Origin of the sequence: Thermohahella caldifontis, from assembly GCF_041153465.1 — a bacterium.
GTDB lineage: Bacteria > Pseudomonadota > Gammaproteobacteria > Pseudomonadales > Oleiphilaceae > Thermohahella > Thermohahella caldifontis.
This window is the reverse complement of record NZ_CP154858.1, coordinates 2153456-2173533: the sequence shown is the minus strand read 5'-3', so window position 1 is coordinate 2173533 and position 20078 is coordinate 2153456. Positions and strand designations below refer to the sequence as shown.

The window sequence follows — 20078 nt, the reverse complement described above, 5'->3', positions numbered from 1 at the left end:
TCATGGGCGACACCCCGGACACCGGAACGCGTCGGGAGTTTGCCTTCGAATGGGCGGATTTTGAGCGGTTGCGGGCGCTGAGCCAGGCGCATACCGGCATCGTGGTACCGGACGCCAAATATGAAATGTTCTATGCCCGGCTGGCGAAACGGCTAAGAGCCTTGGGGCTGACCTCTTTCCGCGACTATGCAGATTATCTGGAAGCCCACCGGGAGACGGAATTCACCCCCTTCATCAATGCCCTGACGACCAATTTGACCTCCTTTTTTCGCGAGCCGCACCATTTCGCCTACCTGCGTGACCAGATTGTCCCGGCCGCACGGGCGGCAGGTCAGTCACGCCTCAGGGTCTGGTCAGCCGGATGTTCGACCGGAGAGGAACCCTGGTCCATCGCCATCACGCTCGCGGAGGCCAACATGCCCTTCGAGCTGCTGGCCACGGACATCGATTCCGACGTGCTGGACACGGCGCGCCAGGGCATCTACCCGCTTGAGCGCCTGGACGGTGTGGATGAGCGCATTCGCAAGCGCTGGTTCCTGCGCGGCAAGGGGCGGCAGGCGGGCAAGGCACGTGTCCGGGCTGAGCTGCGTGAGCGGGTGGCATTTCAGCAGCTGAACCTGGTTCGTCCCTTCCGGCACACCGAGCCCTTTGATGTGATTTTCTGCCGCAACGTGGTGATCTACTTTGACAAGCCCACGAAAATGGCACTGATTCAGCGCTTTGCCGAGTCATTGCGGCCGGAAGGCTATCTGGTCATGGGACACTCGGAAAGCCTGCATGGCCTCAGTAACCGGTTCCGTCCCGTTGGGCGAACCCTCTACCAGAAGCAGGGGCACTGACCATGCGACCCGGGAAAAAAGCATTGCCCTTTGCGCCCACGCCCGGTTTCGAGCATGTCAACCGGTTCTGGGACAAGCGCCGCGAGCGTGTGATGGTCAAGCTTCTGCCCGGTGAGTTCTATGTGACCTGCCAGAATGAGCTCATCGGCACCGTGCTCGGCTCCTGCATCGCGGCCTGTGTGCGCGATCCGGAGGCGGGTTGCGGGGGCATGAATCATTTCATGCTGCCGCACAGCGATGATGGCCCCACGGAACTGCTCAGTGCCGCCTTCCGGTACGGCAATCACGCCATGGAACACCTGATCAATGCCCTGCTCAAGATGGGCGCTCGCCGCGGCCGCCTGGAGTTCAAGCTGTTCGGCGGCGCGAAGGTGGTAGCCGGGATTAGCGACGTGGGCGAACGCAATATTGAATTCATCGAGCGATACCTGCAACTGGAAGGCTACCGGGCCGTGGCTGCTGATCTCGGCGGGCAGCAGCCGCGCAAGATCATCTATGATCCTCTCAGCGGCAAGGTGTTGCTCAAACGGCTTGAATCCTTGCATAACGACACCCTGATCCAGCGTGAAACGCGCTACCGTGGCACTCTGGACCAGGGGCCGGTGGCCGGCGAGGTGGATCTCTTCTGAGCAGTCGGGGCCGCCGATGAAAACTGACAGGAGTGTACGATGACAAAAACGGTTCGTGTCCTGATCGTGGATGACTCACCGCTGATGCGTGCCCTGCTGCGCGAGATCATCAATGGCGCACCGGATCTGGAGGTGGTGGGTGAGGCGGGCGACCCCTATGAAGCGCGCGAAGCCATCAAGGCCCTGAACCCGGACGTCATCACACTGGACGTGGAAATGCCACGCATGGACGGCCTCACCTTCCTGCGCAACCTCATGCGCCTGCGTCCCATGCCGGTCATCATGGTCTCCAGCCTGACCCGGCAGGGCAGCCAGATTACCCTCGACGCACTGGAAATCGGGGCACTGGACTATGTAGGCAAGCCCCAGGGGGACCTGTGTCAAGGACTGGAGACGCTGGCGGACGAGATCCGGGAAAAGCTGCGCATGGCGGCGGCAGTCAGTCCGGAGGTGTTGCTCATCCGGCAGAAACGCCTGCAGGCACTGAGTGGGCGCAGCACACCCATGCTCGCGGCCCAGGCCGGTGCCCGGACCGGGGCACTGCCGGCCCATACCCGCAAACTTGTCGCCATGGGGGCCTCCACGGGCGGCCTCGACGCCTTGACGACCGTCCTTTCGGGGCTGGGCACGGAGGTGCCGGGCATCGTCATTGTCCAGCATATCCCCGCCGGGTTCAGCGCGTCCTTTGCCGCGCGCATCAACCGGTTGCTGCCGCTGGAGGTGGTGGAAGCGGAACCGGGCATGGCGGTGCGGCCGGGCCGTGTCGTCATCGCCGAGGGTGACCACCACCTGCGGGTACGCTGGAACGGCAAGGGCTACGTTTGCGAGCTGGAAAAGGGCCCCCGGGTCAGTCGTCACCGGCCCAGTGTGGACGTGCTCTTTGATTCCGTGGCAGAGCACGCAGGCCCGGAGGCCATTGGCGTGCTGCTGACGGGCATGGGCGAAGACGGTGCCCGGGGACTGCTGAACATGAAGACGGCAGGCGCCTGGACCATTGCCCAGGACGAAGCCTCATCCGTGGTCTGGGGGATGCCGGGACGTGCAGTGAAAATCGGAGCTGCCCGGGAAGTGCTGCCTCTGGAGCAGATTGCCGGGGCCATTCTGGCCCGCAGCCACACACGCTGAACCGGTTTCAGAACAGTTCGATGTCGTCTCCGGCATCTGGCCGGCTGGTCTGGCTCAGGGCGCTCAGATACTGGCTCAGGGCCTCGTCCACGGATGCGCCGGCGAGAATGGCATCGAACATGGCGCGTTCTTCGGGCATGGTGTAGCGGCGACGGATTTCGGCCTGCAGTGCCTGCCAGGCATCGTCGCGGCCAAGCTGATCCGGGTCGGCAATGAGATCGGCCAGGCGCTGCAGACCCGTCTTGACGTGATGCAGGCGCTGCGCCATCCGGTCAAAGAACTGGAAGGACATCACGCAGCGTACGGTTTCCTCGTGGAGGTGTTCCAGATCACGGGCCAGCGCCGAGTGCTTGTCCGCATGGGCGGTCGCCTCCAGTTGCCCGATCATCCGCGTGAAGGATTGGGACAGCGTGTTGACCGAGGATTCACTCTCGCGCAGGGAAAACTCGATCTGAGCCACCGCCACCGCCAGCATGCGCAGCGTGTGCCGGACCTGTTCGGCCTGGAGGCCCGGGTGAGGGTCCGTCATGCCGTCAGCCTGCCATATCCAGCGGATCGACGGACACCACCGCCCGCCCCCCTGATGCCGCGCCTGAGCCAGACCCTGTCGTGCCCGCGCGATGATCGGCTCCGGCTGGGTGTCCAGCATCTGGAACTCGGTCACACCAATGCTCAGCTGGGGCTCGACCGGCAGATCTTCCAGGCTTTCCATGAGCTGCAGGAAGCGGCTGATGGCACGACCTGCCCGATGGAGATCGGTTTCCGGCATCAGGATGGCGAACTCGTCACCGTCCGTCCGGGCCAGCACGTCCTCTTCGCGCAGACACTCGTTCAGCGCCAGGGCAAGGGTCCGGATGATCTGGTCACCGGCATCGTGGCCCAGCGCCCGGTTGATCCCCTTGAGATCGTTGATGTCGAGCAACGCCAGGGCAAAGGTGGCATTGTGTCGCTGGCAGCGCTGAATTTCCGCTTTCAGTTCACGCATGAAGGCGCGCGCATTGAGCAGCCCGGTCATGCCATCGTGGTCCGTCATCCGTGCCAGATGCTCCTGCATGCGCTGACGACCGGTGATATCACGCTGAAACCATGCGAAATGAGTCACCGTACCATAGGCGTTAAACATGGGGCGCAGGTCGATGTCCACCCAGAACGGGCGCCCGTCCTTGCTGTACTGCAACATGCGGGTCGTCAACGGTTCCTCACCCTGCATGGCGTCCTGAAGCCGCTGCCAGGTCGCGGTATTGGTGTCCGGACCGTGGAGGAGGGTGACCGGCTGTCCGGCCAGTTCCTCCTGGCTGTAACCGGTGAGGCGTTCACATGCGGGGTTGACGTAGCAGATGGCTGGGCCTTCTTCGCGAGTGCAGCGGGTGTCAGTGAGCATGATGGCGTCGGCGCAGCACTCCACAATCTGTTGATAGATGTCGGCGTTCATGGGGCCTCCGGATGATTCTTGTCTCAAGTGTAGACCGGCGGGGGCGTTCTTGCATGATGATTTGAGGTCTCGTTGTTCAGTTCAGTTCAGTTCAGATGGGTACCCTCCGGAGACTGCGCACGGGTGCTGAGGTCTCCTGCGGGTGCCCACCTGAACTGTGCGGGCAGAGACAATGACCTTCATCCTGCTTGCGTCACCGTCGCTCCCTCCATGAACGGCCTTGAACGCGCAGATTGCACTGGCGGGTGTGCACGGCTTCCGGAAGGTATCCGCTTGAACCCGCGGAGCACCTCGGAAGGTGTACGCATGTCAATCACGGTCAGTCATGAGGTGAGATTGAGGTATACTTGACCAGAGCTGAGCACAGCGGAACAGAACGGAACCTGACCATGCCCCACAGCGCACCGGAGTTGATGACGGAGCGATTGATCCTCCGGGCTTTCAGGCCAGCGGATGTGAAGGACTACATGCGTGTTCTGGCCGATCCGGAGGTCATGCGATTCGTGGGTGACGGGCGCCCGCAGTCACCGACGCAGGCGTGGAGCAATCTGGCGCTGGTCATGGGACATTGGTCGCTGCGGGGTTTCGGGCTCTGGGCGGTGGTATCCCGTTCGGACGGAAAGCTGCTGGGGCGCTGTGGCCTCTGGTATCCCGAAGGCTGGCCGGGCGTGGAAATCGGCTGGCTGCTGGACCGGGCGCATTGGGGGCATGGCTATGCCACGGAAGCCGCGCAGGCAGTACTGGACTGGACGCGCGAGCAGGCCGTGGCGCCGAGCCTGATCAGCCTGATTCACCCTTCCAATACACGATCCATCGCCGTGGCACGTCGTCTGGGTGGCCAGTTCGAACGAACGCTTGGCCTGCGCGGACAGCATGTGGCGCTTTACCGGATTCCGCTGAACCCGGCCTGAGACACAAAAAAGCCCCGCACCGGGCGGGGCAAATGCGCTGAGTCAACACTCAGGGTCGAGGACTTAAAGATCGAGGCCAGGTTCCTTGTACAATCGGGTGCAGGCATCGCCATTCTCACGGAACAGGTGGCACTGGTTGGCCGGAATGCCCAGCGCAATATCCTCGCCCTCGCGCCACGGCTGCGTGCCCTGGCTGCGCAGGGTGAGAGTGCGGCTGTAGCCTTCCACTTCCACATGCACCAGCGTTTCATAGCCGAGACGTTCCACCACCGTGATCCGTCCATTCAGGATCGCGTCGGCATGTTCCGGCGTGACCAGGTGTTCCGGCCGGATTCCCAGGGTCACCCGCTCACCGGTAGACAGCGACCCGCCATGTACCGGGACGTTGAGCTGCAGACCGCCCGGCAGCTCCAGGCCCGCATGCTGGGGGCTGGCACTGGTGACGGTGCAGTCGATGAAGTTCATCTTCGGCGAGCCGATGAATCCCGCCACAAACTTGTTGGACGGATAGTGGTACAGCTCCATGGGCGTGCCCACCTGCGCGATGCGGCCGTGATCCAGCGCCACGATCTTGTCTGCCAGCGTCATGGCTTCCACCTGATCATGGGTAACGTAGATCATGGTCGCCTTCAGCTTCTGGTGCAGTTTGGCAATCTCGATCCGCATCTTGACCCGCAGGCCCGCATCCAGGTTGGAAAGGGGCTCATCGAACAGGAACACCCGGGGCTGGCGCACCAGGGTACGGCCAATGGCCACCCGCTGGCGCTGACCGCCGGAGAGGTCCTTGGGCTTGCGGTCGAGCAGGTGGGACAGTTGCAGAATCTCCGCCACTTCCTTCACCCGGGCCTGGATATCCGCCCTGGACGCCCCGGCCAGCTTGAGGCCGAAGGCCATGTTTTCCGCCACGTTCATGTGCGGGTACAGCGCGTAGGACTGGAAGACCATGCCCACGCCACGCGCCATGGGCGGCACGTCGTTCATGCGATCGTTGTCGATGAACAGATCACCGGAGGTGATGTCTTCCAGACCGGCAATCATGCGCAGCAGAGTGGACTTGCCACAGCCGGAGGGGCCGACAAAGACCACGAACTCACCGTCCCGGATGTCCAGATTGATGTCCCGTGAGACTTCAACATCACCGTAAATCTTGCAGATGTTGCGCAGGGTCAGACTGGCCATGTCGTCAACTCCTTCAGCTTGATGTACCGACTGCAACGCCCCAAGGCTGCAGCGTGATACCCGCGTCCGACCAGTCTGTCTGCAGGAAGGCAGGCTGATCTGCCATCGCGGCAGGCCGTGCACCGGCCGGATTGGGGCAAGAGACCTCATTGTCGGACAGATTGATGGCCACCACCAGCGACTCGCCCTCCCGGAAGCGCCGGAACATCAGGACATCCGCTGGCGCATCCAGCAACTCGATACCGCCCTTCTGCAGGACCGGGTGGGCCCTGCGCCACGCCAGCAACTGGCGGGTGTGATTGAGAAGGGAATCCGGCTGCGTCATTTCGGTGGCGACCGCAAACGGATAATGTGCCTCGACCACGGGCAGCCAGGGCGTGCCGGTGGTGAATCCGGCATTGGGCAGGCTCGCATCCCAGGGCATGGGCGTCCGGCAGCCGTCCCGACCCTTGTATTCGGGCCAGAAGGCGATGCCGTAAGGATCCACAAGCTGATCGAACGTCAGTTCGGCCTCGGGCAGCCCCAGTTCCTCTCCCTGATACAGACACACGGAACCCTTGAGGGTCAGCAGCAGCGCCAGATGTGCCCGGACACGGCGGGCATCCCAGGGCTTGCCCTGACTCCAGCGGGTCGCCACCCTCGCCACATCATGGTTGCCAATGGCCAGACACGGCCAGCCATCCCCCAGCTTGTCCTCGATGGCCTGAACCGTGCGGGCAATGAAATCCCGGCTGCACTGCTCGGTCAGCAGGTCGAACGAATACGCCATGTGCAGGCGGCGGTTGCCTTCCGTATAGGCCGCCATGGTGCTCAGCGAGTCATCGTCACCGATCTCGCCCACCGTGGTGGTACCCGGGTAGCGATCCAGCAGCGCCCGGAGTTTCTCCAGAAACAGCAGATTTTCCGGGCGCGTCTTGTCATAGACATGGCGCTGATAGGCGTAGGGATTTTCCTTGCGCACGCCGATGGAGCCATCCGTCACCGCCTGATTGGGCGGATTATCGCGCAGAGCCTCATCATGGACGCAGAAATTCACCGCATCCAGGCGGAAACCATCCACACCCCGCTTCAGCCAGAACTCCACTTCCTCCAGCATCTGACTGACCACCTGAGGATTGTGATAGTTCAGATCCGGCTGGCTGGTGAGGAAATTGTGCAGGTAATACTGCCGGCGGCGACTGTCCCACTGCCAGGCAGAGCCCCCGAAAACGGACAGCCAGTTGTTGGGCGGCGTGCCGTCCGGCTTCGCCTCCGCCCACACATACCAGTCTGCCTTGGGGTTATCCCGGCTGCTGCGGCTTTCGATGAACCAGGGATGCTGATCCGAGGTATGGCTGAGCACCTGGTCGATGATCACCTTCAGGCCGCGGGCATGGGCTGCAGAGACCAGGGTATCGAAATCCGCGAGCGTACCGAAGATGGGGTCCACGTCCCGGTAGTTGGCCACATCGTACCCGAAGTCCTTCATCGGCGAGGTGAAGAAGGGGGAAATCCAGATGGCATCCACGTTCAGGCTGGCAATGTAGTCCAGTCTGGCCGTTATGCCCGGCAGGTCGCCGATGCCATCACCATTTGAGTCGAAAAAGCTGCGCGGATAGATCTGATAGATCACGGCACCGCGCCACCAATCCTGATCCTGTCGCATGGATCCTCTGTCCCGAAGTCAGTTTCTATTGTGTTCTATAGTGCAGAACCGGGAAAACCGAGGCATCCTCCCGCAGGAAAATTTTGTGGCGTAGTGTCGGGGGAGGAGGGGCGCAGGAGGGTATGACAGACCCCTCCCCGGGGTGGGGGAGGGGGACAGGATCAGGCGCGCCGCCTGACCGGGCAGGTGCTCAGGCCGAACAGCCGGTGGTCACCACGCAAGTATCACCCGGATACACGCGATACAGCAGCAGCTTGCGTCCGCTTTCGGACAGCTTGCTGACACGGTTGCTCCCCGCAGCCAGCCAAGCCAGGCCCGGGCAGGGCGTTCCGGGCTCAAACAGGGTGGTGCCGGCAGGCAAGGTTTCAAGGGTGGGATAGACGGCGGCAAGCGCCTGCCATTGGGAATCTTTCAGCATGGGGCAGCCTGGCCATTTCATGGTGGGCATACGATACCTGAGCTGCGCCGGACTTTCTAAGGAGCCTCTGAATAACTTCGCCTTTTGCGCCATTGGACGCCTTTCAGCAGCCAGGCGGCCACTTTTTGGCCGCTTTTAGCTAAAAATCGGCCATTTTCTGCCTGTTTTATGCCCAATCTGCGCCCTGAAGGCGCATTTCGGGCGCAGTTGCCCTATGAGGGCAACAAAAATCGCCTCGCCATCATCAGATTTGCCAGTGCGGCGAGCGTGGCCAGACGGTTGGTATTCTTCTTCAGGCCACGATAGCGGGTCTTGCGATATCCAAATACGCACTTGATCCAGAAAAACACGTGCTCGACCCTGACACGTACGCTGCTGATGATTTTCTGGGCTTCTTTCTGATCACCTGTCATTTTCCGCTGCCGGCCCGGTCCCGCCGAGATATGCCAGTCAACCTTTCTGTTCTTGTGAGCTTCACGTTTCTGAATACCCCGGTAGCCGGCATCCGCCCAGACCCGCTGCTCCCCGCCATGCAGCAGCTTGTCTGCCACGTTCAGGTCATGCTCGTTGGCTGGCGTCGTTTCTACGGTATGAACGATACCGGCCACATCATCCACACCCACGTGCATTTTCATTCCAAAATGCCACTGATTCCCCTTCCGGGTCTGGTGCATCTCCTCGTCACGCTTGCCTGACGCGTTTTTGGTCGAGGAAGGCGCCTCAATGATCGTGGCATCCATGATGGTTCCGCTGCGCAGGATCAGCCCCCTCTGTGCCAGGACGCCGTTTACTGTTTCCAGAATCTTCTGCCCCAGATTGCACTTTTCCAGCTGATGCCGGAAGTTGAGAATCGTCGTCTCATCCGGAATGGGATCGTCCAGCCGCAGCCCTGCAAAGCGGCGCATGGATTCGACTTCGTACAGGTGATCCTCCATGGCCGGGTCACTCAGGTTCCAGAACAGCTGCATCATGTGTATCCGGAGCATGACCGATACCGGATACGGCTTGCGACCAATACGATGCTTCCGGTAACACCGGGCAACCTGTTTCTCCAGCTCCGACCAGGAAATCAGTGCTTCCATCTGCTCCAGAAACTTTTCCCGGCGGGTCTTGCGCTTCTTGTGCTGATACTCAAGTTCCGCGAAGGTGGGCTGGTAATCCATCGGGTACTCCTGGCCATTTCGGTATCTGATGGCGTACAATCCCAGATTCGGGGGTGTTTTTCAGAGGTTCCTTGCCAATGAGGTTTACGGAATGAGTGGTTGCTGTAATGAGAGTTGTGCTATTGATGCCCTTCGCGAGAGGCAGCGGGGGACGCTGAGGATTGTGCTCGGCGTTAATGCCATAATGTTTCTGGTTATTGCGTTGGCCGCGCTTTATGGAAAGTCAACGGCACTATTCGCCGACAGCCTTGATAACCTTGGAGATGCTTTGACATATGGTCTTAGCCTGTATGCTGTTTCTAGGGGAGCCGCAGTAAAGGCCAAGGTCGCGCTGTTTAAAGGCAGCCTAATTTTCTTAGCCGCTTGTGCCGTAATTGCCCAAGTTGCCTACAAGGTTTTCGTTCCAAGCGTCCCCATCTTTGAAGTCATGGGCGCGTTCAGTCTTCTCGGTCTCGTTGCTAACTCATTCTGTCTTTACATGCTTTGGCGGCATCGGCACGAAGATGTAAATATGAGTTCGGTGTGGGAGTGTTCAAGAAACGACATCGCATCAAATCTCTCGGTTTTCGTCGCGGCTGGAGCGGTTTGGCTCACAGGTTCGGGCTGGCCTGATATTTTGGTTGCAATAGGTCTCGTATGGCTGTTAATGCGTTCTTCGATTCGAGTCATTTCATCAGCCATGGTAGAGCTTCGTGCAGCAACCTAAGGAACATCTGAAAAACTCCCCTGACCTGTCCCCAATCTTTAATCCAGCGGTGCTCATAAATGGGATTTCCCAGTAACTTACAGACAGGAGTTTCCACATGCGTAAATCACAATTCGCAGGCGGTCAGATCATCAGCATCCTGAAACAGTCCGGTGTCGAAGTCTCTGATTTCCCGAATGCATGACAGCGAAGCCCAGCCGGATGGCTAGGCCGTATTGTCTTGAAGCGTCACATCCGGTTGGCTTCGCCAGAAACCTTGTAAAAAAGCTCTGCCACCTCTTCATCAAGCGGTTCGATTTCTCTTGCCGTAAGAACACCAATGGTGATCTCTTTCAAACGCGAACGGTCAGGATTGACTCCTGTTTCGAGACCATGCAGATATTCTATCTGCCGGGCAATCGATAGAAGTGCTCCATGATTGGGATATTGGTTTAATAACTCGTTACACTTTCGCAAAGCTTTTTCAAATAGCTGTTGTCGTTCACTCATGGATTTGGCACCTGAAGCATTAGATTTTTACTGGGAACGAAAAGCTGAGTACCTCCGCCGATAGCCGGATAGGGTTGAGCCGGAACAGTCCAAGTGTCAACAATTTTCGCTGCTGTACTCTGTAAAGCAGGAAGTGGCTCAGATGGTGTAAAGCATAGAGGGATTCGACCAGCAGGATTAATACCCTACAAGTGGCGCTCTAAATACGGTGGTATGGACGCGTCCATGATGAAGCGCCTGTGATCCTACCCACCAACAACGGACACTCAACTAAGCGACTTTAAGTGCCTCAAATTTTGCCGGGCTCAGATTGCCGTTGGCGCTGTGTCTGCGATCCCGATTGTAATCCACCTCAATGTATTCAAACACAGCCCTTCGCATCTGTTCTCGGGTTCTGAATTGCTCCCCGTGTATGGCTTCCACTTTCAGGGAATGGAAGAAGCTTTCGGCACAGGCGTTGTCGTAACAGTTGCCTTTCGCACTCATGCTGCACCTGAGATTGTGCACCCTGATCAGCTTCTGGTAATCACGGGAGCAATACTGGCTTCCCCGGTCGGAATGAACGATCATGCCCCTGCGCCCCTGCGCCCCTGCGCCCCTGCGCCCCTGCGCCACAGCGCCATACCAAGCGCATTACAGACAAGGTCGGCTGTCATGCGCTCAGACATGCTCCAGCCCACAACCATCCGGCTGAACAGGTCAATCACAACTGCCAGATACAGCCATCCTTCGTCCGTCCACAGGTATGTGATGTCACCCACCCACTTCTGGTTGGGTGCCGTCGCCTCAAATTTCTGCTCCAGAAGATTCGGGGCAACCGGCAGATTGTGTTTCGACTGTGTGGTCGCTTTGAACTTCCTGGCGGCTCTGGCACGCAAGCCCTGTCGCTGCAGGCTCTTTGCGATGGTCTTGCGATTCAGGGCATGTCCGTTTTCGGCCATTTCTGCCACCAGCCGGGGAGCACCATAACGTCCATTTTTCTGCCAGAAGGCCTCACTGACGGCCTGATCTGTTGCTTCACGGCGCTGCTGACGCGCAGAGCGTGCCACCTGCCTGCGGCGCCAGGCGTAATAGCCACTGCGTGAAACACACAGAACACGGCTCATCGTTTTCAGGCGGAACTCTCCTTCATGTGCCTGCATGAACACGTACTTCACTTCAGGCTCTTGGCGAAGTACGCCGCCGCCTTTTTTAAAATGGCCAGCTCCTCTGCCTGTTGTGCCAGTTGCCGCTTGAGGCGGGCGTTTTCCGCGGCGAGCTGCTGTTCGGCCTCGCTCTGGCCCTGGGCCTGCCTGGCCTTGCTGCGCCAGTTATACAGCTGTGATTCGTGCAATCCCAGGTCTTTGGCTGCCGCACTGATGCCAACGCTGTCAGCCAACGCCAGCGCCTCCTTCTTGAAGTCCTCGGAGTAGCGCTTGCGTGTTGATTTGCCTTGTGTGTTCTTTCTTGCCATGGTTCACCTCTGTAGCGTAGTGTACTCGCTTAATGAGGTGTCCACTATTGCTGGGCAAGATCACTGCCACCCTGTGCACTTTCACCACATCCAATCACCCAAGTAAAAGAAAACATTATTTCACCTTTTTCAAAGATTTCATGCCTGGTTGCCAATATAGGGTATTTCCCGTTGCTTCTTCGTATACTGTCAAGGATTTCAATTCGGCTCGTTCAGCCATTGCTGCTAAATCACCACGGCAAAATCCACAAACAGCTTTCCCTGTAACAGTTAACGTCATATCTGCGCCTGATGTCGCGCCTGCGTCAAATGCCTGTTGTATCGCCCCAACTTCAGCATGCGCCGTAGCCATATTCCCATTAGGAAGAACCTTTCCTGATTGTGTGCTTTTCTCAGCAATTCTGTCAAAAATCAATGTCAGCTGGTCAAAATTTGCTCCAACACGAGCAGTCTGATTACCCGAGTTCGACACTTCCCCCTCAAATCCCCCTTTTTCAGAGACTGGCAGGTCGTCAAATCAGGCAGTTATAGCCAATAGGCCTGAAAAATCATGTAGTGGCACTGATATGTTATAGTAAACATGTTGAAAAAATATTGCGGTTTGATAATGTAGTGCCATGTACCTGCGCATCACCAAATCCGGCCCCAGACGTTATGTCCAGCTCGTTGAAGCCTATCGCGACGAGCAGGGCAGGCCGCGCCAGAAAACCCTCGCCACCCTGGGCCGCTACGAGAAGGTCATCGCCGAAGCCGATGCCCTGATCAACAGTCTGGGCAAGCTCCTTGGCCGCACCGAAGGCAATGCCCCCGAAGATCTGCGTGTCGCCTTCGATACCGCGCGCAGTCTGGGTGACATCCATGTCCTGCAGTCACTCTGGCAGCAGCTGGGCTTCGACCTGCTGCGCCGGGTCTTTCGTTCATCTTCCCGCACCACTGATGTGGAACAGCTGCTCCGGATCATGGTGTTCAACCGCCTCCGCAATCCGGCATCCAAACTGGGGGTGCTGCGCTGGCTGGAGACGGTGGCCTTTCCCGAGGATACCTCACACATCACCCATCAGCACCTGCTGCGCGCCATGGATGTGCTGGTGCAGAAGCAGGATCGTATCGAGGAAGTGCTGGCCGGACAGATCCGGCCGCTTCTGGATGACGCGCTGTCGGTGGTCTTCTATGACCTGACCACGGTGACGGCGGAAGGCGACAGCGAGCAGGAAGGCGACCTGAGGCGGTACGGCCGCAGCAAGTCCGGCGGACTGGCCCGCCAGGTGGTCATCGGGCTCATTCAGACAGCGGACGGCATCCCGCTGGCTCACGAGGTATTCGAGGGCAACGTCAGTGAAGCCTCCACCCTGCAGCCCATGCTGACCCGGGTATGCGAACGCTATCCGGTACAGCGGGTGGTGGTTGTGGCCGACCGGGGACTGCTGAATCTTGAGAACCTGAAGGCGCTGGAGGGCGTACGTCTGCCTTCGGGGCAGCCCCTGGAATACATTCTGGCCGTGCCCGCTTCCCGTTACGGTGACATGGAAGATGTCATCACCCCCCTGCATGACCAGCACGGGGAAGGCACACCGGACTGGACGGACGAAACCTGCTGGCAGGACCGACGTCTGGTTGTGGATCACCGCGAGGACATGGCGTTGCAGCAACGCGCGGCACGCCAGACACAGCTCGACGAATTGCGCGCCCTGGCACGCGGGCTCTTTGACCGGCTGGACATGCAGGAAGCCGGCGCACCCGTACGGGGACGCCGGTTGTCCGAAACGGCAGCCATCGCCAGACTGCATGCGGCCGTGAAAGCGGCGGGCATGAGCCACCTGATGGAAGTGGATCTGGACAGCGGCGAGCTGGGCTATCTGCTCCGGGTGCCCCGCCAGAGGGCGCTGGAGCGGCTTGATGGCAAGCTCATGCTGGTCACCAATGTCCGCGATCTGCCGGCGGAGGAGATAGTCAGCCGCTACCGTGCACTGGCCGATATCGAACGTGGCTTCCGGGTGCTCAAGTCCGAATTTGAAATCGGTCCCATGTACCACAGGTTGCCTCAGCGCATCCGTGCTCACGCCCTGATCTGCTTCCTGGCGCTGGTGCTGCACCGGGTGATGCGGATGCGGCTGCGAGCGGCCGGCTCGGACACCTCTCCGGAACGCTGTCTGGACATGCTGACCAGTATCCAGAAGCACCGGATTACGGTGAATGGAAAGCTGCTGACCGGCGTGACTACGCTGGATGCAACACAACTTGAGTTGTTAAAGAGTCTCAAGGTGCCGAAGCCTGCGGTCTGAATCTGGTCATAAAACGCTCAATGTAGTGAAGCGTTTGAAATTCAACACTAAATAAAACAACAAGTTACGAATTTTTATGTCGAACTCGGGAGGTCAGCTGGTATCTGATGGCTTATTATCCTTCATTTGGAGAGTTTTTCAGAGGCTCCCTAACGTCCTGAACTCGATCATCCACAACTATATAGCGCTCAGTCTCAACATGCTGTTGGTCTTGCTGGATGATGATGTTGCGTACTTCTATGATATTGCCGTTGATGTTGATGGATCGCATGTTGCTTGAAGGGGTTGGACCGTACAGCGCTACCCAGCCTGCGGGGGCCCTTCTGAATATCCTGAGCACCTGAAGATTCCCGCCGGTGAAGTATTTGGCAGCAATATAAGTGACTCCATCCAAAGTATGGATACTCAGATCCGGGGTGTGACCGTTCAGATAGGCCAGCACTTCGGGGCGTTCATCATCATGTAGCCCCAGAATCAGCACCTGATCAGATGGCAGGCAATCTTTGCCGGATGGGTAAAGGAGACGACCTTCAAAAATTCCCCGCAGATCAGTTGCTATCCTGTGGGCCGTTTCGGTGCTCAGGAGAGGTTTCCTTATTGTATACATATGGCACGATTGTGTGTCTGCATGCACAGTTGTCGTGCATAATATAAAAGTCAGAACCAACGACAGATACCTGTTGCACATAGAGTTCATTCCTGCTCCATAAAATCTTTCCAGTTTTTCAGATATTCAGCTTCAGTGCCTTTGCCAAGTGGTGTGTTGTAGAACCTTTTCCAGTAAGAGGCTTGCTGTGCATAATTGCCAGCAGAAGGTAAGGGATCACGGACACGCAGATAGTGGATTCTTACCATGGCAGTAGCATAGGCATCATTTTCCCTAAGATCATCATGCTCGTCTTTTCTGCGTCTTAATGCCTTGACCTGTGCCGCGAGGTCGCTCTTGTACGTGAGGTAATTTTCCCAGATGTCATCATGAGTAGCGGGCTCCATTTGGTACAGGCCAAGGGCGGGACCACCACCCATTTGTTTGCGATATATGAGCCTGCTTTCCTGAATGGCTGTTCCAAGAATCAACTCCTCTGCAGCACGGCCACCCAGGCCTAATTGGTTTAACGTTGGGCGGATAACCTTCTCCAGAAATACGAGAGCTTTCTTTTTGTTATTGTTAATGCCTGCACCGTTTTCTTTTGCCTTTGTATTTTTTTTATCTGTCAAGGAGGCTCCAGTTAATTTCGATTGTGTATTGTCAGTCATGGAATGAGGGGTTCTGTAGTTTTCTGGCAACAAATTCACCTTGCTATCCAGCACCGCCGAGGGCACGGGTGGCTCGGGTCGTGATGTCGCCGGGGCGGATTTGCTCCCGGTCGTCAGGGGCATGAGCCGCTGAATGTGTACCGGGTCGCCAGACTGGCCGGCCAGCGGCCTGAGCCGTGTGCGCAGTGCGCCACGCTGAGGGGGGACTGCCGGGCTTTTCTCCGGCGCGGCGGGACTGGCCGTTGCCGCTGCGCCCCCGCCGCCACCCATGTTGACCATGACCACCGGGGCGGAGAGAGAAACCCCACCGGGGCCGCAGCTTACGGCGGCACCGCCGACCTTGAAGATGACCGTCTGGCCGCTGTTTAACAGGGCGTTGCCACCCTTGAGGTGGATGCTGCCGCCGGCTTCCAGTGTCAGTGACTGACCGCCCAGCACCAGGGACTGTCCGGCCTGGAGATGTGTCTGGCCGCTGACGTGTTCGTTCCAGTTGCCGTCGGCCTGTTCACTGGCCGCGCCGTCAGTAGTTTCCTGCAGGTGACCTGCCACCTTCTGGTGCACGCTGCCCTGTACGGAGGCCTGGTAGCGCTTGCGTGCCCTGAGGGCGAGCTGGCCGCTGCTGTGCAGGAGAATGTGGGCGTTGCCGGGGCTGTCGTCCAGCAGGACTTCATGACCGGTGCCATCGGCGGAGCGGGAGCGGAACATCCACTGGTGCTGTCCGTCGGGCAGGGACTGGGGCGCTTCATGGGCGCTGTGGTAACGCCGGCCGGCGACCACGGGGGTGTCGGGGTTGCCTTCGAGAAACAGGACGCTCACTTCATCGCCCGCGCGCGGCAGCATGAGACTGCCCCAGCGGTTGCCGGCCAGGCGCTGGCTCACACGCAGCCAGGTGCCGGGCTGGCCGTCCGGGTCCCAGGCAAAGCGTACCTGCACGCGGCCCTGATCGTCCGTGAAGACCTTGCCGGGTTCGGGACCGGTGACGATGGCGGGCCAGAAACCGGTCAGACGCCGGGGTGTCTGTCGGGGTGGCCGCCAGGTCTGGGTGTCCGGTACGGCGGTGAGGGTCTGGTAATGCCGGAACGAATCGCTGGCCAGTTCTTCAAGCACCTGAGGGTGGGCAATCTGCTGGGTGAGGCCGGTGATCAGCCAGTCCGACCGGGTGTCATCGGGGAAGCGGAAGCTCAGCACCTCGCCGCAGTGCAGATCCGCCCGGTTGCCCTGGGCGATGCAGTGGTCGCAACCGGCATTGAGGCTGTTCAGCCAGTTTTCTGCCTGCATCCGGGCATCGGGAGCGTCTTCCTGGTGCACAAAGTGCTCGTGCAGGCCGGAGGGGGAGGCCTGGTCATGCCTGGCTTCGCCCGTCTCGATGGCCAGCGGCGTGCCCATGCGGTAACGCCGGGTTCTGACCTGATGCAGGGCACGGCGGCGAACGCGTTGAAAGCGGTAGAGGATTTCGCTCTGGCCGCTCTGCCGGTCGTAATGGATGGCCACATGGCGTCGCGTGCCGTCGGGGCGTATCAGGGCGCCGGCGTGATCCGAAACCATAAGGATGTGGCGGTCCGCTTCGTGACGGAAATACCAGTACCAGCCCAGTTCACTGAACAGCCGGCAGAGGAAGTCCCACTCGCTTTCGCCGGACTGGGTGCGGTATTGCCAGACGGGCGGCGTTGCCCGAAGGTCAAAGACCAGATCGTCCTGCCGCAGACCGGCTTCGCGCCAGAGAGCGCGGGCGATGTCCACGGCAGTGGTTTCGGTGAAAATCCGGTAGCGGCAGCGCTCGGTCAGCCACCAGGCATGGGGCACCACGGTGATCTGCATGCGCTGAAAGCGGCCGATATCCTGCAGACGCCATGCCTCGTTCACGGCACCATGCAGGTGTCGTTCACCGCAGCGGCCCCGGAGGCAGACGTGGACATCGCGTGACAGCCAGTCCTCTGGCCCGGGCAACGGTTCCGGCGAGACAATGACGAGGGTGGCATGCGAGAGCTCGGCAAGAGCTTCGCTGAGGGTCAGACTGAGGACACGGAGATCCGCGTCCATTCGGGCAACCCGCACCGTCAGGCGGGCAGTATTGGCAGCCAGTTCCATGGCAGCGTCCTGTTCAGATCCCTGAAACTGCACGGATTATAGGCAGTCCGGCCGGGGGGTGCCATAGGCCGGATGGAATACGGCGTGCGGTTCCGTGAATACGCGCTGGGTAGCGGTTGTCCTGCTGAGGCGTCAGCGCTTCCGTACCGCACCCCGCTCCGCGCCCGGGAACATCGCCGCTGTTCGACTTGCGCACAGGGGATCATTGAGAGTGCACGTTTTTTGTGCTATAAGGCGGCAACTTTTTCCGGGTGTGCCCGGTTCCGGGGGATCAGGTGTTGCGCAGAGTACCGTTCTTTCTGGCCATGAGTCTGGTCTGGTTGCTGGGACTGTTGTCCGCCGGCCAGAGTGCGGCTTCAGTGCAGTTATCGGCGTGCCCGGATGATGCAGACCGTGCGTTTGCATGTGCCCCGGGGCCGCAGGCCCGCCAGCCCGGACTGGTACCGGGACTGGTGGGGATCTGTGCAGCACTGCCCGATTCCGAGACGGATGAAATCTCCGGGATTTTGCAGGCCGAGCCCGCTTATCCGGCCGTGCCCGCCCGGTGCCGTTCGCAACGCGTACCAGCCCAGCCGCGATTGGCGGGCCGTTTTTCACCCCGCCAGCCCCAGGCCCCTCCTCGCTGAATCCATCTTGTCGCATGCATTGGCCGTATTGATCCGGCCGGTCGCAGCCACCCTCAAAGTGGGTGGATTCGGGTTATCCGGTGCCGTCCGGCACCATCATTCTGTTGTAGGGGCAATAGTTTATGTCTGTAGAACTCTGGATACTCTCATCGCTGTTTGTGCTGGGCTATCTGGCCATCGTGTTCGAGCACAACATTCATATCGACAAGACGGCATCTGCGCTGCTGACGGCGGTCGTCTGCTGGACTCTGTACATTCTGTACTCTGCCGATATTGTCAACGTCAGTGCCCTGCCGGCCTGGTTCACCGAGGAGCACGGCGGCCTCGCTCTGCCGGAACTGGCCCGGACCTGGGTCGGCGAGCATCAGTTGCTGGAGTCTCTGGGCGAGATTGCCAGCATCCTGTTCTTCCTGCTCGGTGCCATGACCATCGTTGAATTTGTGGATGCGCACGGCGGCTTTACCCTCATTACGGATCGCATCCAGTCCACCAATATGGTGAAGCTGCTGTGGATCATCGGGATGCTTTCGTTCTTCATGTCGGCGGCTCTGGACAACCTGACGACGACCATCGTCATGATTTCTCTGGTGCGCAAGCTGATCGAGAGCCAGAAGGAGCGTCTGTTCTTTGCCGGTATCATCGTGATCGCGGCCAACGCGGGCGGCGCCTGGACACCCATCGGTGACGTCACCACGACCATGCTCTGGATCGGTGGTCAGGTGACCACGCTGAACATCATGGAAGCGCTGATCATCCCCAGCCTCATGGTGATCATCATCCCGCTGCTGTTCCTCACCTTCCGTCTGCGTGGCCAGAGCATCACGCCGAAAGTGCTGGAAGCCGGTCACAAGGCGCCGGTATCCGATTCACACCGCAACATCATCTTCGCGGTCGGCATTGGCGGGTTGCTGTTCGTGCCCGTGTTCAAGTCCGTCACCCATCTGCCGCCCTTCATGGGCATGCTGCTCAGCTTGTCCGTACTCTGGATCGTCAGCGAGCTGATGCATGAGGACAAGGCCAACGCCCGGGATTCGGAGCTGCATATCGTCAATATCCTCAAGCGAATCGATACGCCCAGCGTTTTGTTCTTCCTGGGCATCCTGCTGGCCGTGGCGTCACTGTCGGCGACCGGTGTGCTGGCCATGCTGGCCGAATGGCTGGACAAGACGGTCGGCAACATCAATGCGATTGTGTTCCTGATCGGTCTGCTGTCCTCTGTGGTGGATAACGTACCGCTGGTGGCTGCCTCCATGGGGATGTATGACCTGGCCACCTATCCCACGGATTCGGCCATGTGGGAGTTCATGGCCTTTGCAGCCGGTACCGGCGGCAGCTGCCTGATCATCGGTTCTGCAGCCGGTGTGGCAGCCATGGGGATGGAGCGCATCAACTTCTTCTGGTACATGAAGAACATCTCGCCCCTGGCCCTGCTGGGCTATGTGGCGGGTGCAGCAGTTTACCTGCTGGGTGCGTGAGACCTGACCGGGGCGCTTCAAGCGTCCCGGATCCGGGGTGACCGTTACGGTCGCCCCTTTGGTGCTTTTCAGTGCAGGCGGGTGTTCAGTTCGTCAATCAGCTCCGCCCAGTCCGCATCTTCCTCCGTTTCGCGTTTCAGAAATTCGGCCTGTGCAGGCGTCCAGAACGGAGCTTCCCAGAGCTTGATCTCCGGCGGCAGGGGCCTGTGTTGTGCAATGAAGGCTTCGATGCTTTCCGGGTCATCGGGCAGTCCCAACTGCCTGAACAATTCCGAGAGTGAGTGTACGGGCATTTCCATGCTGTCCTCCAACCTGTCGAATGTGTACAGAGAAGGTGGGGCCATTGGCCCCGGTTTCAACC

Annotated in this window: 19 protein-coding genes and 1 pseudogene; 8 read left to right on the top strand and 12 right to left on the bottom strand. The window is 59.5% G+C overall.

Annotated features, from left to right (window positions below; translation table 11 throughout):
* The first annotated feature begins 2 nt into the window (after positions 1–2).
* Genes AAIA72_RS10505 through AAIA72_RS10495 form a run of 3 tightly spaced genes read left to right on the top strand, consistent with a single transcriptional unit; the run spans position 3 to position 2593 of the window.
* Entirely contained in the window at positions 3–839 is an 837-nt protein-coding gene (locus AAIA72_RS10505) for a protein-glutamate O-methyltransferase CheR (protein WP_369600270.1), read from the top strand.
* A 2-nt stretch (positions 840–841) separates the two neighbouring features.
* Positions 842–1468: a chemoreceptor glutamine deamidase CheD gene (gene cheD, locus AAIA72_RS10500; RefSeq protein WP_369600269.1), complete on the top strand. Its 627-nt coding sequence runs from the start codon at positions 842–844 to the stop codon at positions 1466–1468.
* Between the two features lie 39 nt (positions 1469–1507).
* Positions 1508–2593, top strand: a complete 1086-nt coding sequence (locus AAIA72_RS10495; protein ID WP_369600268.1) for a chemotaxis response regulator protein-glutamate methylesterase — start codon at positions 1508–1510, stop codon at positions 2591–2593.
* A 7-nt stretch (positions 2594–2600) separates the two neighbouring features.
* On the opposite strand, the gene AAIA72_RS10490 is transcribed toward AAIA72_RS10495, so the two are convergent.
* Positions 2601–4025, bottom strand: a complete 1425-nt coding sequence (locus AAIA72_RS10490; RefSeq protein WP_369600267.1) for a diguanylate cyclase — start codon at positions 4023–4025, stop codon at positions 2601–2603.
* A 413-nt stretch (positions 4026–4438) separates the two neighbouring features.
* On the opposite strand from AAIA72_RS10490, the gene AAIA72_RS10485 reads away from it, so the two are divergent.
* Positions 4439–4936 (top strand): GNAT family N-acetyltransferase, encoded by a 498-nt coding sequence (locus tag AAIA72_RS10485; protein WP_369600266.1) that lies wholly within the window; start codon positions 4439–4441, stop codon positions 4934–4936.
* 63 nt (positions 4937–4999) lie between these two features.
* Here AAIA72_RS10485 and malK read toward each other — a convergent pair whose 3' ends face one another.
* From malK to AAIA72_RS10465, 4 genes are all read right to left on the bottom strand, one after another.
* On the bottom strand, positions 5000–6115 hold the full coding sequence (gene malK, locus AAIA72_RS10480; protein ID WP_369600265.1) for a maltose/maltodextrin ABC transporter ATP-binding protein MalK: 1116 nt from the start codon (positions 6113–6115) through the stop codon (positions 5000–5002).
* A 13-nt stretch (positions 6116–6128) separates the two neighbouring features.
* Positions 6129–7760 (bottom strand): alpha-amylase family glycosyl hydrolase, encoded by a 1632-nt coding sequence (locus tag AAIA72_RS10475; protein WP_369600264.1) that lies wholly within the window; start codon positions 7758–7760, stop codon positions 6129–6131.
* 190 nt (positions 7761–7950) lie between these two features.
* Positions 7951–8178: a hypothetical protein gene (locus AAIA72_RS10470; protein WP_369600263.1), complete on the bottom strand. Its 228-nt coding sequence runs from the start codon at positions 8176–8178 to the stop codon at positions 7951–7953.
* 212 nt (positions 8179–8390) lie between these two features.
* Positions 8391–9341, bottom strand: a complete 951-nt coding sequence (locus AAIA72_RS10465; RefSeq protein WP_369600262.1) for an IS5 family transposase — start codon at positions 9339–9341, stop codon at positions 8391–8393.
* 91 nt (positions 9342–9432) lie between these two features.
* On the opposite strand from AAIA72_RS10465, the gene AAIA72_RS10460 reads away from it, so the two are divergent.
* A complete protein-coding gene (locus tag AAIA72_RS10460) occupies positions 9433–10047 on the top strand; it encodes a cation transporter (protein WP_369600261.1) in 615 nt (204 codons plus the stop codon).
* Between the two features lie 228 nt (positions 10048–10275).
* Here AAIA72_RS10460 and AAIA72_RS10455 read toward each other — a convergent pair whose 3' ends face one another.
* The 4 genes and pseudogenes from AAIA72_RS10455 to AAIA72_RS10440 form a co-directional block, all read right to left on the bottom strand.
* Positions 10276–10536, bottom strand: coding sequence for an immunity protein Tsi6 family protein (locus AAIA72_RS10455; RefSeq protein ID WP_369600260.1), 261 nt, complete (start codon positions 10534–10536; stop codon positions 10276–10278).
* A complete protein-coding gene (locus AAIA72_RS10450) occupies positions 10533–10700 on the bottom strand; it encodes a polymorphic toxin type 46 domain-containing protein (protein WP_369602999.1) in 168 nt (55 codons plus the stop codon). The genes AAIA72_RS10455 and AAIA72_RS10450 overlap by 4 nt, the downstream gene beginning before the upstream one ends.
* A 106-nt stretch (positions 10701–10806) precedes the next feature.
* A pseudogene (locus AAIA72_RS10445) lies at positions 10807–11989 on the bottom strand (IS3 family transposase).
* Between the two features lie 115 nt (positions 11990–12104).
* Positions 12105–12461: a hypothetical protein gene (locus tag AAIA72_RS10440; RefSeq protein ID WP_369600259.1), complete on the bottom strand. Its 357-nt coding sequence runs from the start codon at positions 12459–12461 to the stop codon at positions 12105–12107.
* Positions 12462–12606: 145 nt separating this feature from the next.
* On the opposite strand from AAIA72_RS10440, the gene AAIA72_RS10435 reads away from it, so the two are divergent.
* Positions 12607–14271 (top strand): IS1634 family transposase, encoded by a 1665-nt coding sequence (locus tag AAIA72_RS10435; protein WP_369600258.1) that lies wholly within the window; start codon positions 12607–12609, stop codon positions 14269–14271.
* Positions 14272–14386: 115 nt separating this feature from the next.
* On the opposite strand, the gene AAIA72_RS10430 is transcribed toward AAIA72_RS10435, so the two are convergent.
* Entirely contained in the window at positions 14387–14752 is a 366-nt protein-coding gene (locus tag AAIA72_RS10430; RefSeq protein ID WP_369600257.1) for a hypothetical protein, read from the bottom strand.
* A gap of 212 nt (positions 14753–14964) precedes the next feature.
* A complete protein-coding gene (locus AAIA72_RS10425) occupies positions 14965–17616 on the bottom strand; it encodes a type VI secretion system Vgr family protein (RefSeq protein WP_369600256.1) in 2652 nt (883 codons plus the stop codon).
* A gap of 275 nt (positions 17617–17891) precedes the next feature.
* On the opposite strand from AAIA72_RS10425, the gene AAIA72_RS10420 reads away from it, so the two are divergent.
* Complete coding sequence (locus AAIA72_RS10420) at positions 17892–18242, top strand: hypothetical protein (RefSeq protein ID WP_369600255.1); 351 nt, start codon at positions 17892–17894, stop codon at positions 18240–18242.
* Between the two features lie 122 nt (positions 18243–18364).
* The gene (gene nhaD, locus AAIA72_RS10415) at positions 18365–19717 is read left to right on the top strand and encodes a sodium:proton antiporter NhaD (RefSeq protein ID WP_369600254.1); all 1353 of its coding nucleotides are present in this window, start codon (positions 18365–18367) and stop codon (positions 19715–19717) included.
* A 68-nt stretch (positions 19718–19785) separates the two neighbouring features.
* Here the strand turns inward: nhaD and AAIA72_RS10410 are convergent, their stop codons facing one another.
* A complete protein-coding gene (locus tag AAIA72_RS10410; protein WP_369600253.1) occupies positions 19786–20016 on the bottom strand; it encodes a DUF2789 domain-containing protein in 231 nt (76 codons plus the stop codon).
* Positions 20017–20078 lie beyond the last annotated feature (62 nt).

What these genes read in the sequence shown, in the direction of transcription:
- AAIA72_RS10505 (WP_369600270.1), top strand. Translation starts at nt 3, where the DNA reads ATGGGCGACACCCCGGACACCGGAACGCGTCGGGAGTTTGCCTTCGAA.
- cheD (WP_369600269.1), top strand. Translation starts at nt 842, where the DNA reads ATGCGACCCGGGAAAAAAGCATTGCCCTTTGCGCCCACGCCCGGTTTC.
- AAIA72_RS10495 (WP_369600268.1), top strand. Translation starts at nt 1,508, where the DNA reads ATGACAAAAACGGTTCGTGTCCTGATCGTGGATGACTCACCGCTGATG.
- AAIA72_RS10490 (WP_369600267.1), bottom strand. Translation starts at nt 4,025, where the DNA reads ATGAACGCCGACATCTATCAACAGATTGTGGAGTGCTGCGCCGACGCC.
- AAIA72_RS10485 (WP_369600266.1), top strand. Translation starts at nt 4,439, where the DNA reads ATGACGGAGCGATTGATCCTCCGGGCTTTCAGGCCAGCGGATGTGAAG.
- malK (WP_369600265.1), bottom strand. Translation starts at nt 6,115, where the DNA reads ATGGCCAGTCTGACCCTGCGCAACATCTGCAAGATTTACGGTGATGTT.
- AAIA72_RS10475 (WP_369600264.1), bottom strand. Translation starts at nt 7,760, where the DNA reads ATGCGACAGGATCAGGATTGGTGGCGCGGTGCCGTGATCTATCAGATC.
- AAIA72_RS10470 (WP_369600263.1), bottom strand. Translation starts at nt 8,178, where the DNA reads ATGCTGAAAGATTCCCAATGGCAGGCGCTTGCCGCCGTCTATCCCACC.
- AAIA72_RS10465 (WP_369600262.1), bottom strand. Translation starts at nt 9,341, where the DNA reads ATGGATTACCAGCCCACCTTCGCGGAACTTGAGTATCAGCACAAGAAG.
- AAIA72_RS10460 (WP_369600261.1), top strand. Translation starts at nt 9,433, where the DNA reads ATGAGTGGTTGCTGTAATGAGAGTTGTGCTATTGATGCCCTTCGCGAG.
- AAIA72_RS10455 (WP_369600260.1), bottom strand. Translation starts at nt 10,536, where the DNA reads ATGAGTGAACGACAACAGCTATTTGAAAAAGCTTTGCGAAAGTGTAAC.
- AAIA72_RS10435 (WP_369600258.1), top strand. Translation starts at nt 12,607, where the DNA reads ATGTACCTGCGCATCACCAAATCCGGCCCCAGACGTTATGTCCAGCTC.
- AAIA72_RS10425 (WP_369600256.1), bottom strand. Translation starts at nt 17,616, where the DNA reads ATGGAACTGGCTGCCAATACTGCCCGCCTGACGGTGCGGGTTGCCCGA.
- nhaD (WP_369600254.1), top strand. Translation starts at nt 18,365, where the DNA reads ATGTCTGTAGAACTCTGGATACTCTCATCGCTGTTTGTGCTGGGCTAT.
- AAIA72_RS10410 (WP_369600253.1), bottom strand. Translation starts at nt 20,016, where the DNA reads ATGGAAATGCCCGTACACTCACTCTCGGAATTGTTCAGGCAGTTGGGA.